Annotated in this window: 12 protein-coding genes; 2 read left to right on the top strand and 10 right to left on the bottom strand. The window is 58.1% G+C overall.

The window, feature by feature from the left end:
- From FIV08_RS19505 to FIV08_RS19470, 8 genes are all read right to left on the bottom strand, one after another.
- Positions 1-1,212, bottom strand: coding sequence for an alginate export family protein (locus FIV08_RS19505; protein ID WP_058090897.1), 1,212 nt, complete (start codon positions 1,210-1,212; stop codon positions 1-3).
- Between the two features lie 82 nt (positions 1,213-1,294).
- The gene (locus tag FIV08_RS19500; protein ID WP_152439530.1) at positions 1,295-2,650 is read right to left on the bottom strand and encodes an FAD-dependent oxidoreductase; all 1,356 of its coding nucleotides are present in this window, start codon (positions 2,648-2,650) and stop codon (positions 1,295-1,297) included.
- The gene (locus FIV08_RS19495) at positions 2,647-3,786 is read right to left on the bottom strand and encodes an acyl-CoA dehydrogenase family protein (RefSeq protein ID WP_058090895.1); all 1,140 of its coding nucleotides are present in this window, start codon (positions 3,784-3,786) and stop codon (positions 2,647-2,649) included. Before FIV08_RS19495 ends, FIV08_RS19500 begins: the two co-directional genes overlap by 4 nt.
- Positions 3,787-3,814: 28 nt before the next feature.
- Complete coding sequence (locus tag FIV08_RS19490; RefSeq protein ID WP_058090894.1) at positions 3,815-4,369, bottom strand: OsmC family protein; 555 nt, start codon at positions 4,367-4,369, stop codon at positions 3,815-3,817.
- Between the two features lie 197 nt (positions 4,370-4,566).
- Positions 4,567-6,240: a sigma-54 interaction domain-containing protein gene (locus FIV08_RS19485; protein WP_152439529.1), complete on the bottom strand. Its 1,674-nt coding sequence runs from the start codon at positions 6,238-6,240 to the stop codon at positions 4,567-4,569.
- Between the two features lie 140 nt (positions 6,241-6,380).
- On the bottom strand, positions 6,381-7,211 hold the full coding sequence (locus FIV08_RS19480; RefSeq protein WP_152439528.1) for an ABC transporter permease: 831 nt from the start codon (positions 7,209-7,211) through the stop codon (positions 6,381-6,383).
- Positions 7,208-8,470 (bottom strand): ABC transporter substrate-binding protein, encoded by a 1,263-nt coding sequence (locus FIV08_RS19475; RefSeq protein ID WP_216646161.1) that lies wholly within the window; start codon positions 8,468-8,470, stop codon positions 7,208-7,210. The genes FIV08_RS19480 and FIV08_RS19475 overlap by 4 nt, the downstream gene beginning before the upstream one ends.
- Before the next feature lie 29 nt (positions 8,471-8,499).
- Complete coding sequence (locus tag FIV08_RS19470) at positions 8,500-9,312, bottom strand: ABC transporter ATP-binding protein (RefSeq protein WP_152439527.1); 813 nt, start codon at positions 9,310-9,312, stop codon at positions 8,500-8,502.
- Between the two features lie 455 nt (positions 9,313-9,767).
- Between FIV08_RS19470 and nhaB the strand changes: the two genes are divergently transcribed.
- Both nhaB and FIV08_RS19460 read left to right on the top strand, forming a co-directional pair.
- Positions 9,768-11,273 carry a sodium/proton antiporter NhaB gene (nhaB, locus tag FIV08_RS19465; RefSeq protein WP_138437423.1) on the top strand — a complete coding sequence of 502 codons (1,506 nt, stop codon included), beginning with the start codon at positions 9,768-9,770 and terminating at the stop codon, positions 11,271-11,273.
- A gap of 83 nt (positions 11,274-11,356) precedes the next feature.
- Complete coding sequence (locus FIV08_RS19460) at positions 11,357-12,193, top strand: substrate-binding periplasmic protein (RefSeq protein WP_058090889.1); 837 nt, start codon at positions 11,357-11,359, stop codon at positions 12,191-12,193.
- 17 nt (positions 12,194-12,210) lie between these two features.
- On the opposite strand, the gene FIV08_RS19455 is transcribed toward FIV08_RS19460, so the two are convergent.
- Together FIV08_RS19455 and FIV08_RS19450 are read right to left on the bottom strand one after the other, a co-directional pair.
- Entirely contained in the window at positions 12,211-13,116 is a 906-nt protein-coding gene (locus FIV08_RS19455) for a response regulator (protein WP_106694614.1), read from the bottom strand.
- Positions 13,103-16,486, bottom strand: coding sequence for an ATP-binding protein (locus tag FIV08_RS19450; protein ID WP_152439526.1), 3,384 nt, complete (start codon positions 16,484-16,486; stop codon positions 13,103-13,105). Before FIV08_RS19450 ends, FIV08_RS19455 begins: the two co-directional genes overlap by 14 nt.
- Positions 16,487-16,634: the final 148 nt, after the last annotated feature.

The raw sequence follows: 16,634 nt of genomic DNA, 5'->3' as shown, positions 1-16,634 counted from the left end.
TCAGAAGGTCACGCCCAGGGTCAGCCAGAGTTTGTTGGTGTCCACTTTGCCGGCGGCACTGTCACCGGCGGAGTACCGGGCGTACTTGATGCCCGCAGTGTAGTGTTCAGCAAAGCCTCGGTTGTAAGCCACGCCCCATTCGTCGCCCAGGTCATCCACGGCCGGGGTTGATTCGTTGGCACTGAAGTCATGATAGACAAACGCCCATCGACCACCCGCGAGAGCGCCAGATACCGTCAGCGAAATATCTTCCAGGCCACCAGCCGGTGTTGCCAGGAACTGGTCCGTCCAGCCGTTGAATGCGTGTAGCGTGGCCAGCGGTGTGGCGAATCCATAATTACCATCGTCGGAGCCCAGGACCTCATAGGTCAGGGCAATGGTGATGCCTTTAACGCCCGCCCCCGCCTTCAGCGAGTAATAGTCAGCGTCAAACTCGGTGGCGCCGGATTTGGCTTCCTGCCTGGCGTATTCGGCGGCGTAGATCAGTTTTACTGATTCCAGGTCGTAATCACCCGCAAACCGCAGACCCACGGTATCCAGGCCGTTGTTTGTGCCGTCGTCCACTTCCAGCAGATAGGCATAGGCGCTGAGCTTGCCGAAGCCGGTCTGATAGCCCAGGTTCAGCAGGTGATCTTTGGTGGCCAGGTCCTGAGCCTCCGCAAAGATCCGATTGCGCTGGTTGAGATAGGCATAGTCCAGCGTCAGCAGGCTCGTGGGTGCATAGGTCAGGCGCACGCCATCAAAGGTCTGCCGGTCCTGTCGCCAGCCGACATGACCCACATGGCGCTGATTGTCATAGACAATGACCTGGCGACCGGCGCGCGCAGTGACGTCGCCGCCGCTGTATTGCAGGTAAGCCTGATCGACTTCGGTGGTCTCCGGATCGGCAATGACCGAATAATCGGTATTTTTACCCTGAGTGTTGTTGTAATCGTCCAGGCCCATCACCGTGCGGGAATCCTCAAACTCCAGAACTCCGGTCACGCCATGGTAGCTGCCGGTGGTGTAGCCCAGCCGGGTGCGGATGGTCAGGGCATCGGCGTCTTTGAGGGCGTTGTCCTGATCCACCGCCTCATACCGCAAACGGACATCGCCGGAGACTTGCCCGTTGCTCAGGGCATCGTGCAGGGAGTGTTCCGCTGCCAGCGCGGGAGTGGCCAGCGCCAGGGAGCCCAGCATACAGGCCGAATGTCGGATCAATCGTGCTTTCATAGTTGCTTCCTTTTCCGTTAATGACAAAACGTTCTGTTGGCCGGTTGATGCCGGAGTTGGTATCGGCGACGGATCGCAGGGGTCAGGCCGCCTGGCTTTGATTAGACGAGCCGACCGTCAGATGACAGATCGATTGATCGTCCAGGCATTGCTCCATCACCAGTTGGTCGGGCGTGTCGTGAACGGTCTTCCAGGTTCCCTCAGCCGAAGGTTGACCGCGAAGAACCACCGGCATGGCTCGGGTTTTCAGCCTGATCACCGGCGGGTTATGTTCATAGGTCACGGCATCCAGGCCCATGACCGCATGGGCAATCGCTTGTGCCTGATGTTTGATCGGTTCGATAAAGCGGCAAGGCATGCCGTCGATACTGATGCAATCGCCGAGCGCATAAATGTCCGGGTCACTGGTACGCAGTGTGTGTGGATCGACCGCAAGGCCCCGTTGAAACTGCAGGCCGGCGTGACGGGCCAGCCGGTTATCGGTGGCCAGGCCTGTCGCTGCCACAACGTGATCGACTTCAAGGGGCTGGCCCACCTGGCGGGTGATTGAGCGCTTGCCATTGTCGAGTGCGGCCACGCCGGTCACATCCACGCCGCCAAGGTAGCTGATGCCGAGTTGGGTAAAGCTGCTGACCAGGCGGGACGCGGCCTTGTCGGGCAGCAGCCCGGCCAACGGTGCGTTATTGCGGTCGAGCAGGGTGACCGTGTGCCCGGCGCGGGCAAAGTCCTCGGCCAGTTCACAGCCGATCATGCCGGCGCCGACAATAGCGATGGACTGTTTACCCTGCGCCAGCGCCTGTTGCAGTCCAGACCACCCGGCCAGATCATTGACCCGCCAACACAGGGGCGCCGGCAGTTGCGCCGGCAGTATCGGTTGCGCGCCCTGGGCCAGCACCAGCTGGGTGTAGTTGAGCGATCCGCGGGTTGTGCGTAATTGCTTTAACGTCGGGCTCAAGCCAACCGCAAAGGTTTGCGCCATCAGCTGGACACCAAGCCGTTGTGCGGCCTGGTAACCGGTTTCCCGCACCAGCGTGGTTTTATCCGCGCCGCGACTGATAGCCACCGAAAGCTCGGGCTTGTGATAGGTATCGCCACTGCAAGCCGTGACCAGGGTGATGGGAACCGTGGCGTCCAGTGCGCGCAGCGCTTCCACAGTGGACCAGCCGGCAATGCCGGCGCCAATCACCACCACGCCGGGTTTGCGGTTGAAGTGCATCGGCTGATCGCAAACCGTGATTTCCTGCCGTTCCAATAGCTCGAAATCGGTCTTGGTGACGCCGCACAGCGGGCATTCCCAATCGTCCGGAATGTCTTCAAAGCGGGTGCCCGGCGCCAGACCGCTGTCCGGGTCGCCTTGCTCCTCGTCATAGATCAGCCCGCAGGCGAGGCAAATGTATTGTCGCCAGGGCGTGGTTTGATCGACACTTTGCTCACTCATGCCGGCACCTCTGCACGCATCTGTTTGGCCATCTCCCAGCGCAGGTGTTTGAGGGCCGGTGTAACGATGGCGACGAAATGGGCCTCGCGTATGCGGCGTTGGGGTGCCGATGTCATCAGGTAACCGCGCGCGCCTTGATGCAGTAGCGCCGATTGGGACGCCTTAAGCGCCATTTCGGAACCCCGGGCGCGCAGATCCAGTACGTCCAGCAGGAAGTCTTTGCTGCCATCAAACGGGGTTTCGGCGAGTTTGGCGGCCTGAGCTTTGATGTCGTCAAATTCCGCCTGCAGCTCGTCCGGGCGGTCATGCAGATACTGGTTCACATGGCCAAGGGAGGGCTCCACCTCGCGGGCAGAGTCAATCGAACCCTGAATAACGCCAGTGGCCATGCCCACCTGTAACAGGATGAACGCTGTGCGAACGCGCTGAATAAAGGGCCGCACCGGATCGGCAATCATCTGATCCTCACTGACGAAATAGTCGACCAGAGGAACCGCCCAGGTGCTGGTGCCTTCCATCCCGGAAAACTCCGGGCATTTTCTGAGCGTTACCCGCTCATCCAGGTCCAGCAGAAACATGATCTCGTGGGAGCGACTGCCATCCTCCCGGTCGACCGCGGCGATAACGCCACAGTACTGCCCCGGAGCAATGTGGCTGACCCAGGGCAAGGTACCGTTAACCCGATAACCACCCGGTACTTTTTTGGCTTTCAGCGCCATCTTTTCGATACCGGTGAAGGCTTTCATCGGATTGGACAGGGCGGTTCCGCCGAAGGTTCTACCGGCGGCGTGGTCTGGCAAGCGGGCCAACAAAGCCGGATTGCCGGATTGCTCCATGTAGAGCCCGCAAACGTCGTGGCACCAGGTCATGAAACCGGTGGAGCCGCAGTGCCGGCTGATCTCATGCATGGAGTCGATGGCCAGGCCATAGCGAGAGCCGTACTGGTCGAGATGGCCGGCAAACGCGCCGGCCTGACCGAGTTTTGCCATGATATCGATCGGATAATAGCCCTCGTGATCGATACGGTAGGCGGCGGGAGCAAGCTGCTCCCGGGCTATCTGGCTGACATCCGCCAGCACCTGGACATCGTCTGCCCAGGGAAGAGCAATTGAGGGTGATACAGCAGCGCTGTTCATGGCTTACCTCTGGAGTCCGGGGGTGGGCTTATTCCATCAGGCTGATGCTGAACGGGATCGGATTGCGCATGGTGTTGGCCACCGGCGAGAAGTAGTTGGCGTGGCGGACGATTTCATCCAGCTCTTCACGCGTGGCGTCGCCTTCAACCAGTACCTTCACGCGGATATCCTGAAAGCCCATGTCTTCGGGTTTCTTTTCGGCGCCGCCGGCACCCCAGGCGGCCGGATTGCCGATGTCGCCTTCCAGGAAGATTTCCAGTTTGCTGAGTTTGATCTGCTTCCAGGTGGCAACGGCGGTAATGCCGACGGCCAGGCAGCCGCCCAGGCCAGACAGAACAATTTCGCCCGGGGCCGGGGCGGTATCTTCACCGAACAGGTGCAGGGGCTCGTCTACCACCACTTCGTGTTGATTGATGTGGCTGACGGTGCGGTACTGGCCATCGGTAACCGTGTGAACCTTGTTGGTGCCGCGAGTGGCCGGGTTGTTACGGCCTTTTTCTGCAAAGGCGAGCAAGCCGTCACGATCAATCGGGCGAAGGTAAGCGGTTACGGTTTCTGGTTGGCTGGCAGTGGCTGTAGTCATGATGTGCTCCGGTTGGGTTTGTCAGATCTGCCCGTTGTGTCCTGAGACGTTCGGGCTTGTATCTGTACCAGAGCAGCTTGTGTGCCACCTTCTGAAATATGCTATTAATCTGTTTAAAAACAAAAAGATAAAATTAGTTTGTCGAGGTCGATGGTCGCTTGGCTCTTGCCTTTGTCAGGTATCAAAATCCGACAATGTCAGACATTGTCGGGGCCTGGCTCCGCTCCATTGTTCATGTTCAGCTTCTCCAGTCGGTACCGGAATTGTCGGGGTGTCATGCCCAGCAGAGCCGCTGCCCGGGTTTTATTGCCGCCGGTTTGCTGCAGGGCGTCGGTCAGTTCACTGGCCTCGTCCGCCCGCACCCAGCTGTAAGGGCGCCCGGGCCCGGGACTGCTTGTGTTTTGGGCCCCGCCGCTGCCCGGTGCTATCGCGCTGTTGAACGACGTCGGGCCGGCGGGATCCGCAGAGCTCTGCTGGCCGGCCTCAAGGTGCCGGCTGATGGTGGATTCCTGGCGCAGGATCGCTTCAATGTCCATGATGCTGATGGTGCCGTCTTCGGCCATCAGCACGGCCCGTTTGATGACGTTTTCCAGCTGGCGGATATTGCCGGGCCAACTGTAACTTTCCAGGCGCTCCATCACGCCATTGCCCAGCAGGGTATAGCGGCCGTACTCCCGGTTGGCACTTAACAGGAAATGCCGGGCCAGAATGCGCACATCGCCCTCCCGGCTTCGTAACGGGGGCAGGTGGATTGGGAACACGTTGAGCCGATAGAACAGATCGAGGCGAAACTCACCCCGGTTGACCGCATCCTGCAGATTTTTATGGGTAGCGGTGACGATTCGGACATCGACCGGTATGTCTTTGTTACCCCCGACGCGCTGGATCACCTGGCCTTCCAGAACCCGCAGCAGTTTGGACTGCAATTCCAGGTTCAGGTCGCCGATTTCGTCCAGAAACAGGGTGCCACCACTGGCCAGCTCGATCTTGCCGGGTTTGGTGGCAGACGCGCCGGTGAATGCGCCCCGCTCGTGGCCAAACAGCTCGGATTCCAGCAATTGATCGGGAATGGCCGCGCAGTTGATGGCGAGGAAGGGTTGCTCCTTACGGGCGCTATTCAGGTGCAAGATCTGGGAAAAGCGCTCCTTTCCGGTGCCGGATTCGCCCGTGAGCAATACCGTCACCTGGGTTTTGGCCACCCGGGTTACCTGAAGCAATGCATCCTGCACCGCCCGGCTGTCGCCGAGTATGCCGTGATTGGTTTGCTGGTTTTGCAGGGCGTCTTTCAGCTCCTGGTTTTCAGCCTGGAGGTGGTTGGTACGCTCTTCAATGAGGGAATTAATCTTGATGATCTGGGCAATAAAGGTCGCCAGAATCCTCAGGATAACCAGATCGGCACTGAACGATCTGGGCCGCATGCGCAGCCGGTTGACCGCCAGCACACCCACGGGGGTATTGCCCTCCAGGATGGGAATGGCGATGTAGGCCACCACCCCGTCTGGCAGGGTCATCCGGTCGACCGCCCGGAACAGGTAGCCGGGCTCCTCATCGATGTTCTGAACCACCGCCAGCTGGCCCTGGCGCATTACCCGGCCGGTGATGCCCTCTTCAAAGCTGTACACGCCGCGCTTCCGCTCTTCGGGGGTCAGGCCGTAGCTGTATTGAATGTGCAGAGCGCTGTCGTCCGGTGTCGACAGCAGTACCCGGCCCCGGTTGAGGCCCAGCATTTGCGACATCAGGCGCAGTATGCCGGTGATCGCAGATTCGGGAGAGCCGGAGTGGCCGATCAGTTTGGCGGCCTCTTGCACAACCGTAAGGTCGGTCTCGGCCTTGATGACATCACTTTCGAGTGGTGACGAGAGATTTTCCATGAGCAGTATGCCATTCCAGGACATTGTCAGAGATTGATACAGCAATCTCTGTGCCTGATTGTCCGTTGGACTGACATTGTCGCTTTCATAACAGAACAAGGCCGCCCCTGAGGACGGCCTTGTTCCGGGCGACTCAACCGTTATTCTACGTGCCAGTTAAAGCGTTTTATCAGCAGGCTACAGATGGAGTCCAACCCGTAGCCGATCAGGCCAATGACTACCACGATAGCGGCCAGCGTATCGTAGGAGAGGGTATCCCGGGCATCGTTGATGGCGTAACCCAGGCCACTGGTGACGCCCAGATACTCCGCCGGTACCAGTACCACCCAGGCCACGCCAACGGCCAGCCGGATGCCGGCGAGCACATCACTCATGATCGCAGGCATGATGATGCGTCGCAGCATGTGCAGTTCCGAGGCGCCGAGGTTGCGGGCGACTTTAAACCAGTTGGGATCGATCCGGCGCACGCCATGGGCGGTCGAGAAGATGATCGGCCAGACCGCCGCCATCACGATCAGGAAGATAATGGCCGAATCCCAGGTAGGGAAGGCCAGAACCGCGATCGGCATCCAGGCCAGGGGGCTGATCATTCGCAGGAACTGAAACGGCACATTGGCAATCTTCATGGCGTTGCCCACGTAGCCGATCAGCACGCCGACCGGCACCCCGATAACAATCCCCCAGAACAAGCCATAGAGAATCCGGTACAGGCTGGACAGGATAGTGGGCCAGATGGAGCCACTGGCCACCAGACCATACAACGCCTGGAAGGTGGGCGCCGGGGCAAAATTGGCGAAGGCCCACATGTCTGGGTCATTGGCCACCAGGTAGCCGCCGAACCACCAGGCCGCCAGCAGACTGGTGATACCGATGGCCGGGTAGCGCAGGCCGCCGAGCATGCTCAGCAGCGGACTGAGCCGATTGAAGCCGGATGACGGGGCGTTCAGGGCAGCGGAGGTTTTGGTACTCATAGTTTGACCACCTCTTCCCGATCAAACGGGTTGTCTGCATCAAAGCCCGGGGCGTCTTTCCAGCCGGGGTGTTTATCCATGGCGGCTTTGACAAAGCGGTAGTCCACCAGATCATCCACCACGAAGTCCGGGTCCAGGTCCTGCAGGAAGGTGGTATCGCCACCGACCAGGGTTTGCTTCAGCTCGTTAACGATAAGCCGGGTGGCGGAAGGGAACGGCCACGGCTGGAAGTCGATGCGTCCGCTGCCCCAAGCGGCGTTCTGAATCGCGTTGGGATCGGCGTAGCTTTCCTGGTCATAGAGTGTCATCGCCTGTTCAACCACATTGGCCGCCATGGGCAGATAGCCCTTACCATCGCGCGACAACAGGTGAGCGACTTCTTTCTTGTTCTGCTGGGAATAGATCTGGGCTTTAACAATCGCGTTCATCACCTTCTGGGTCCACACCGGGTTGGCGTTGACCTGGTTCTCGTTCATACAGACCACGCAGCATGGGTGATTGCGCCAGATATCCCCGGTGAAACGTAGCATCTTGCCGCCGGCCAGCATTTCGCCCACCGCATTAAAGGGTTCCGCGACAATAAAGGCGTCGATCTTCCGGGCCGCCAACGCCGGGGGCATATCCGGCGGCGGCATGATCTGCAGGTTCACCTCGTTGGGCGCCAGGGTCTCGCTTTGCGACTTGATGACCGGTGTCAGCCCGGCGTGGCGCAAGCCCATCTGCAGCACAATGTTGTGCATGGAGTACCAGTAGGGCACCGCAACCTGTTTGCCGCCAAGATCCGCAAAGCTTTTGGCATCGGTATGGCGACCAACCACCAGGCCTGAGCCGTTCAGGTGCGCCCACGACATGATCTTCACCGGGAAGTTGTTGTTGTAGCGCATCCAGATCGGAATCGGCTTAAGGAAGTGCACCAGATTGAATCGGCCTGCGGCAAACCCCTCCACAAGCGGTGACCAGCCACGGATCAGTGTGGGTGGCTCGGTCTTCAGACCTTCCTCCTCGAAAAAGCCTTTGGCGTGGGCCACCAGCAGAACAGTGGCATCGGTGATGGGCAGGTAACCGATACGGACGACTTCATCGGCCGGGTGTTGGATACTGCCCCAGGCCGCAGTGCTGGCGGACATCCCGAACGCAGCGGCCAGGCCGCCAAGGGCCAGGCTGTCGAGCATGAAATCCCGCCGGCTCATTTCGTGTTCCTGGAGGTATTCCTGGTCGGATTGCATGGTGGTGGGCGTTTTGCTTGTCGGCTTTTTCATCGTATCTTCCTCATTAGGATTGGGCGTGTTCAGGCGGCGCTTTCGGCTTTCGAGTCGGCGGGCTGGCTGGACTGGGCATCCCGTCCGGACAAGCCGGTGTCGGTGCCTTTGAATTGCTGCATCAGTTCGTCGCGCAAGGTCTGAAACCCGACATCCATGTGCCGGCGAGGCCAGGGCAGCTTGACCGGAAGTTCACTGACGATTCGCCCCGGGTTTTGAGACATCACGAGCACCCGGTTCGCCATGGTGATGGCTTCATCAATATCGTGGGTAACGATCACCATAGTGATGCCGCGCTCGCGGCAAATGGCGGGCACCTCCTCCTGAAGGGCAGAGCGGGTGAACGCGTCCAGTGCAGAGAACGGCTCATCCAGAAGCAGCACCTCGGGGTTGGTGGCCAAAGATCTTGCCAGTGCAACCCGTTGTTGCTGACCGCCAGAAAGGCTCTGAACGTTTTCCTTTTTCTTGTCGTGCAGGCCCACCATGTCGAGCAATTCATCAACCTGCCTGGTCGCTTCGCGCTTGGAGTGGCCTGCGAACAACAGGCCCAGAGCGGCGTTTTCCTGAACGGTCATCCAGGGGTACAAAGAGGCTTTCTGGAACATCATGTTCCACTTGGCACTGGGCGAGGATATCTGGTGACCGTTGACCCGCACGCAGCCTTCCGACGGAATCAGCAGCCCGGCCAGCATGTGCAGCAGCGTGGACTTGCCGCAACCGCTGCGGCCGATAAGGGCCGTCATCTGACCCGGCTCAATCCGGGCGTCGATGTCTTTCAAGGTAGGTTCGGCTGAGGATGAAAACCTGTGGGTGACGTAGTCGATCGACAGTGATGCGCCCATGTCTTTGCTCCGATTCAAAGGAATATGACCTGAACCTAAGCAGTATGTGTGCCACCAAAATTAAGTTAATAAAATCAATGGTTTGTTATTTTTACGGAGATTGTCACCAGTTGCTTGTTGTTGCCAATGTCGGACAATGGCAAGGATTATTCGCCATTGCTGAGCTTTGCTCAGCTAGACGGATGGTGGAGAACGTGGCTTGGGCCGTTATGGCATCAGTGATGAGTCTCGGATCGCCTGGCATTTAGGTCTTTTTCTGATCGGGTCTTGTGTAAAAAACCGGTGGTTTACTCTATACTCTCGCCCCTGTCCCGGGGTGCGCGTACCCCCATATACGCCTAATGACTGACCTGATTGCTACCTTCTGGCCATTACCCGGTGCACAAATATCAAGGAAGATTGCGGGCCCCCTGCCGCATACTTTCGTGGCGTCCACCCCTCAGAAGAATTGAGCAATGCCCAACACCGTCTTGTCTGGCTTTACCCATAATTTTCTTGGCAAAGCGCCTGTCTGGTACAAACAGGTAATTCTGCTGTTTCTGATTGCCAATCCCATCGTGATGTACGTGTTTGGGCCGGGTGTGACAGGCTGGTTGCTGATTGGTGAGTTCATCTTCACCCTGGCCATGGCGCTGAAGTGTTATCCACTGTTGCCGGGTGGTTTGCTGGCGGTGGAGGCGTTGCTGATCGGGCTGACCACGGCAGACGCCGTGTATCACGAGGTTCTGGTGAACTTCCCGGTGATTCTGCTGCTGATGTTCATGGTGGCGGGCATCTACTTCATGAAAGACCTGCTGCTGGTGACTTTTACCCAGATTTTGGTGGGGGTTCGCTCCAAGTCGGCGTTGTCGTTATTGTTCTGCAGTGCCGCCGCCTTGCTCTCTGCGTTTCTGGATGCTTTGACGGTGACCGCCGTCATCATCAGCGTGGCGGTGGGCTTTTTCTCGGTTTACCACAAAGTGGCTTCTGGCAAAGGCTACCAGCAAAGAGATCACAACGCTGGCAGCGATGAAGAAGTGATCGAGCTGCACCGGGAAGACCTGGAAAACTTCCGGGCGTTTCTGCGTAGCCTGTTGATGCATGGGGCCATAGGTACCGCACTGGGTGGTGTTGCCACCATGGTAGGTGAGCCCCAGAATTTGCTGATTGCCAAGGTAGTCGGGTGGGATTTCGTTGGCTTCTTTCTACACATGGCGCCAGTCAGCGTACCGGTGTTTTTTGCCGGTTTGGCAACTTGTTGGGCGTTGGAGAAGCTGCGCTGGTTCGGCTACGGCGGCCGACTGCCCAAGCCGGTTCGCCAGGTGCTGGAAGAGTTCGCAAAGAACGAGCGGGCCCGCCGCACCAAAGCCGACCAGGCATCCCTGTGGATTCAGGCCATCGCTGCCGCCATTCTGGTGATCGGTCTGGCGTTTCACATTGCGGAAGTGGGCCTGATTGGTCTGTTGGTGATCATCCTGATTACCTCGTTTACCGGCGTCACAGACGAGCACCAGATTGGCAAAGCCTTCCAGGAATCCCTGCCGTTCACTTCTCTGCTGGTAGTGTTCTTCGCCGTGGTGGCGGTGATTCATGAGCAGCATCTGTTCAAACCGATCATCGATTACGTACTCAGCCTGCCGGAGCACCAGCAGCCGGGCATGTTCTTTATTGCCAACGGCCTGTTGTCGATGATCAGTGATAACGTGTTCGTGGCGACGGTGTACATCAGCGAGGTCAAGCAGGCGCTGGATGCCGGCGCCATCAGCTATGAGCACTTCCAGACCCTGGCGGTGTCCATCAACACCGGCACTAACCTGCCCAGCGTGGCAACTCCTAATGGCCAGGCGGCGTTTCTGTTTCTGCTGACTTCCGCCATCGCGCCATTGGTGCGGCTGTCGTACGGCAAAATGGTGATCATGGCGTTTCCGTACACCATCGTGATGGGGGGAGTGGGTCTGTACATGGTGACCCATTCATTCTGAGTACACGTTTTTTAACGTTTGGCCCCACAGTGTTTCGCCTATCTGTTACTCTCTAGGGAAACAGATAACGATAAGCGGTATACATGCGCAGTTGCCAACGTTACTCCACTGATCTGCCTCGTGGCGCCTGGGCGCTGACGGGGCTTTTTGTTGTTCTGGTCGGACTTTTCTATACCGCTCTGGTTCATGCTGACGACCAGAATCCATATAGCATGAAGGCCGTGCGAGTTGCCTATGTGGAGTTTCCGCCCATCACCTACCGCACAGCTGAGGGTGAACCAGCGGGTGAGTTTGTGGAGATTACCAGGAAGGTTGCCGCTGAGGCCGGCTACGAGCTGGAATTCATCTATCTGCCTGTGGCACGTACCTACCTCTACCTGAAAGACGGCACCGTTGACCTCTGGTTGGGATTATCTGCCACGCCTGTACTGAAAGAGGCGGTTCTGGAAAGCTGGATCAGCCCGATTCCCGTGGAGTTGAGTGCCTGGTATCGCCAAGACACAGAACCGCTTGAACACATGGACCAGTTGCATGGCAGCATGGTGATATTGATCGGTGGCTACACCTATGGAGGCCTTAGGTACTGGTTAGAAGACCAGCCAGACATTCGCATCACCGAGGCGCCTAACCATCGTTCGGCGGTGGACATGCTGAAACGAAAGCGAGGTGATTACCTGCTCGATTACCGCCAACCGGTGCGAGAAATCCTGACCCACCCCTCAGATGCCATTATCCGGGAATCGGAAGTACGAAGCCGCAACAGCGCCTGGATGTTCTCGCTGGCCAGCTCCCGGGCCGCCATTCTTCGAGAGGCGTTTGATGATGCCTATCTGCGGTTGGCTGAGCGTGGTGAAGTACCGCCGGTGCGCCGGTTCGAGAAAACCTTTGTATTGCCGGGGTTTCCTGACGAGTATCGTTGAGTGATTAAGACGGGACACTAGCTGATGGCCAGCACCCGTATCGCGTTTGCAGCTGCGGCCGTCCGGTTTTCCACGCCCATTTTCCGAAAAACCTGTTCCAGGTGTTTGTTCACCGTGCGTGGGCTCATGTCCAGAATCTGACCGATTTCCCGATTGGTTTTGCCGTTGGCAATCCACAACAGCACATCGGATTCTCTGAGTGTGAGTTCAAAGGCCTCTCGTAGTGCAGTCGCCGAACTGTGCGGGTTCTGAGGTGTTTTAATCCTCAACAGGTATTCTCTCTCATCAATCGGCGCCAGGAACTCGATGGAACGCGGGGTATCTGCAAGCCGGATGGGGAGGGCATGCCCCGGTTCCGGTTGGCGAGTAAGCCAGACTTCAATCTGTTTTCGCAGGGACTCCTGTTCCGGGTCTTCGTTACCCGGCAGTATTCGGTAAACCTGGGGCGTTCCCCAGAGCAATTCACCGCTTGCATTGACGGAGAACAGATTCTGGCCGGCCCGGTCCAGTGCTGAGCGGGCACTTCGTGTCATTCGTGCATTTGCCAGATGCACTTGCATCCGGGCCAGCAATTCGGTGGTATTGATGGGTTTGGTAATGTAGTCGACTCCGCCGGAACCAAGCCCCATCACTACGTGTTCGGTATCGCTGAGACCGGTCATGAACACGATCGGAATGTCGGCGAACGCCGGATTTTCCTTCAGCCTGCGACAGGTCTCAAAGCCGTCCATGTGGGGCATCAGGGCGTCCATAAGAACGATGTCTGGCACGATGTTCTGACTGATAGTAAGTGCCTGCCCACCTTCCAACGCTACAAGAACCGTCATGCCTGCTTCCTCCAGGGCGTCACTGATCATCCGGATCGAATCGACAGCATCATCCACGACCATGACCACGGTTTTTTTCTGTTCAGGCAGACTCATGTTCGGGTACCTCAAGTAACGCAAGAATTTTCTCAAACTGAAATTCGTTGGTGAGTTTTGTCATTTCGGTTGTGAAGTGGCTGTCAGCTTTGCCGCTGTGTTTAAGCTCGTTCAAAGCCTCAAGCAGCCCCTTGCGGTGACCGATTCGGGCCAGCGACATCAGAGCCTGGCATTCCTCGAATCCTGGTAACGTCAGTTCAGCTTGCGCCGGAGGCTCAAGTGCAGCGAGCGGGTCCGGGCTGGGTTTGAAGCGCCATGCTATGTTTAGCACTTTGCCGATGGTATCCAGCAGCAGATTCAGGCGAACCGGCTTGATGATGTAGCCATCATGCAGGTGGGGCGAACCCGGTGAGTGCTGGCCTTCGTTGGCGTCGGCGGAGATCATGATGACTGGCATGTGGTGTTGGGCATCTCTGAGTTGTTGAAGGATCTCCCAACCGTTAAGCCCAGGCATGGATACATCAAGCAGGATCAGATCCGGCCGGTCGCTGCTGACCTGTTGTGAGACCAACAGGGAATTCCCCATGTCGCCAACTTCAAATCCAAGGGGCGACAGCATGGCTCGAATGACCTGGCGGTGCGACAGATCATCATCCACGATGAGCACTTTACGACGGGTGCCGTGGTAGCCGTAGATCCGCCGGGCAGGTGCGGTTATGGAGCGGGGGGTAACCTCATGCAGGCTGGATAGCATCAGGCTGACCTTGAAGGTGCTGCCTTTTCCGGGGGTGCTGGTAACCGATATGTCTCCCCCCATGATTTCGGTCAGCAATCGGGTAATGGTCAGCCCCAGCCCTGTTCCTATCCGGCTCTGCCCCGCGGAACGAACCCGTTCGAACGGACGGAAGATCCGTTCGATGTCGGCTTCGGCAATGCCTTCACCGGTATCCTGCACGGTGAATTCTGCCACCTGGCTCCGATAGCGGAGTGTCAGGCACACCCGGCCGTGATCCGTGTATTTGATGGCATTCGACAGCAGATTGATCAGGATCTGTCGGAGACGTTTCTCATCGGCGGTTACCCGCTCGGGAAGTGGCAACGGGCAATGGTATTCAAAGGCCAGTCCTTTTTCCTCGGCCTGCAAACGGAACATCGTGACCAACTGCTCCATCAGAACTTCAATCCGCACCTGGTCCCGGTGCAAGTCCAGGCGGCCCGCCTCGATTTTGGAGATATCCAGCAGACCCTCGATCAGATCGGCAAGGTGTTCGCCGTTACGATGAATCACACCCAGTGCCTCCTTGCGGTGGGCGGGGATGTCGTCGTCGTTCGCCATCAGTTGGGCATAACCCAGAATGGCATTGAGCGGAGAGCGCAACTCATGGCTGATGCCCGTGAGGTAACGGCTTTTCGCCAGGTTGGCCGCATCGGCCTGTTCCTTGGCCTGCTGCAGTGCCTGATCGGTTCTCTCGTGCGCGACAATTTCTTCGGTCAGCAATCGGGTTTGGCGCCGGGATTCCTCTTCTGCGACCACCCGGCTTTCGTGGGCCAGAACGAACAGCCAACAAATCACACCGGTCACGATGACCAGAATGAAAAAGACCTTCCAGAGCGTTACCGACAGCAGGATGCCTTCCGCGCTCGTCGCGACTGGGGTCTTGAAATAGATCAGAGATAGCAGCAGGCCCGACAAGCCGTTGATCAATAGCAACAAACTCAGAAAATGACCGAGGCGTGATCGCAGGCGGACCAGCAGGTAATCGGGAACGAATTTGCCCAGGAACAGCTGAAGCTGTTCCTTATAGCCCCCGCCGGGTTTGCAGACATCGTCGCATCGTGCGTCGAGTGAGCAACACAGGGAACAGATGGTGCCCGCGTAAGCCGGGCAGTGGGTTACGTCTTCCGGCTCAAAGCCGTGCTCGCAGATGCTGCACTGCACCAGCTGGTGATCGGTAGCGATCGGTGTGAATGGGCGCGCGGTATAGAAACGGCCGCCGGTTCGCCAGGCAATAACCGGGGCCATGACCAGGGCGACCGCCAGGGCGATGAAATGCGAGAGTGCCTGGGCATAGAGGCCAATCGCGCCGGAGTGGCAGACAACACCTACCAGGGAGGCGGTGATCATCGCCCCGACACCCACCGGATTGATATCGTAAAGGTGTGCCCGTTTGAACTCGATGTGGGCGGGGCTTAGCCCAAGCGGTTTGTTGATCACCAGATCGGCCACCAGAGCACCTACCCAGGCAATGGCGACGATGCCGTAGAACCCCAGCGTCTCTTCCAGTGCCCGGTACACCCCCAGTTCCATCACCAGCAGCGCGATAGCCACATTGAACACCAGCCAGACCACGCGGCCGGGGTGGCTGTGGGTGAGCCGGGAGAAGAAATTCGACCAGGCAATGGAGCCGGCGTAGGCGTTGGTTACGTTGATCTTGATCTGACACAGAATGACGAAAATACCCGCGAACGCCAGGGAGATTTCCGGGGAATGGGTCACGTAACTGAACGCGACCAGGTACATGTGGGTAGGATCGGCGGCTTCGCTGGCGGGAATGCCCTGATTCAGTGCCAATACGGCCAAAAAAGAGCCTGCCAGGATTTTTATCATCCCGATCACAATCCAGCCAGGGCCACCGGCCATCACCGCTATCCACCAGCGGCGTTTATCCTTTGGCGTCTGGGGTTCGGGAATAAAACGCAGGTAATCAACCTGCTCGCCAATCTGGGCAATCAGCGAGAAAACCACGGCGGCGGCAGCGCCAAACATGAGCACATTGAAACCCTGACCTTCCGATACACCGACACCGCCAAACTGGGTCCAGTCACTGACCGATGACGCATCGGCATAAATGATGAAAACAAAGGGCAACAGTTGCAGCACGATAAAGGCTGGCTGAGTCCAGACCTGGAACCGGCTGATGGTAGTTATGCCATGGGTAACCAAAGGAATGATCACCACCGAACAGATCAGGTAGCCCAGCACCAGAGGAATGCCGAATAGCATTTCCAGGGCCATGGCCATAATGGCCGCTTCGATGGCAAAAAAGATGAAGGTGAAGCTGGCGTAGATCAACGAGGTAATGGTGGAGCCAATGTAGCCGAAGCCGGCGCCACGGGTGAGCAGGTCTATGTCGACGCCATATCGGGCTGCGTAGTAGCTGATGGGTATGGCGGTCAGAAAGATCACCAGGCTGACCGCCAGGATGGCCGCAACGGCATTGTCGAAGCCGTAGTGCAGTGTAATGGCACCGCCGATCGCTTCCATGGCCAGAAAGGATATGGCACCCAGGGCGGTATGACTGACCCTGGCAGCCGACCAACGGCGGGCGCTCTTGGCGGTGAAGCGAAGCGCGTAGTCCTCCAGGGTCTGGTTGGCAACCCACTGGTTGTAACGACGCCGGACCCGAAAAATATTCTGTCTTGCGGCCATAGTGCCTTGCCTTCTGGTACAGAGCGCGACTTTTTGGTGCAACTACCGGGTTGGCAGCACCGTCTTTGACAGCTGGAACAAGATCCATGCCATGTGATGGTGCGGATAAGGAATCGCGCCTGACATTATTGCTTTCGTGTTCGCGTTT

Source organism: Marinobacter sp. THAF197a, assembly GCF_009363275.1.
Classification (GTDB): domain Bacteria; phylum Pseudomonadota; class Gammaproteobacteria; order Pseudomonadales; family Oleiphilaceae; genus Marinobacter.
This window is presented reverse-complemented; position numbering and strand designations above follow the sequence as displayed.

Coding starts and splice junctions, on each gene's coding strand:
- FIV08_RS19450 (WP_152439526.1), bottom strand. CDS start 16,486: ATGGCCGCAAGACAGAATATTTTTCGGGTCCGGCGTCGTTACAACCAG.
- nhaB (WP_138437423.1), top strand. CDS start 9,768: ATGCCCAACACCGTCTTGTCTGGCTTTACCCATAATTTTCTTGGCAAA.
- FIV08_RS19500 (WP_152439530.1), bottom strand. CDS start 2,650: ATGAGTGAGCAAAGTGTCGATCAAACCACGCCCTGGCGACAATACATT.
- FIV08_RS19480 (WP_152439528.1), bottom strand. CDS start 7,211: ATGAGTACCAAAACCTCCGCTGCCCTGAACGCCCCGTCATCCGGCTTC.
- FIV08_RS19475 (WP_216646161.1), bottom strand. CDS start 8,470: ATGAAAAAGCCGACAAGCAAAACGCCCACCACCATGCAATCCGACCAG.
- FIV08_RS19495 (WP_058090895.1), bottom strand. CDS start 3,786: ATGAACAGCGCTGCTGTATCACCCTCAATTGCTCTTCCCTGGGCAGAC.
- FIV08_RS19470 (WP_152439527.1), bottom strand. CDS start 9,312: ATGGGCGCATCACTGTCGATCGACTACGTCACCCACAGGTTTTCATCC.
- FIV08_RS19455 (WP_106694614.1), bottom strand. CDS start 13,116: ATGAGTCTGCCTGAACAGAAAAAAACCGTGGTCATGGTCGTGGATGAT.
- FIV08_RS19505 (WP_058090897.1), bottom strand. CDS start 1,212: ATGAAAGCACGATTGATCCGACATTCGGCCTGTATGCTGGGCTCCCTG.
- FIV08_RS19460 (WP_058090889.1), top strand. CDS start 11,357: ATGCGCAGTTGCCAACGTTACTCCACTGATCTGCCTCGTGGCGCCTGG.
- FIV08_RS19490 (WP_058090894.1), bottom strand. CDS start 4,369: ATGACTACAGCCACTGCCAGCCAACCAGAAACCGTAACCGCTTACCTT.
- FIV08_RS19485 (WP_152439529.1), bottom strand. CDS start 6,240: ATGGAAAATCTCTCGTCACCACTCGAAAGTGATGTCATCAAGGCCGAG.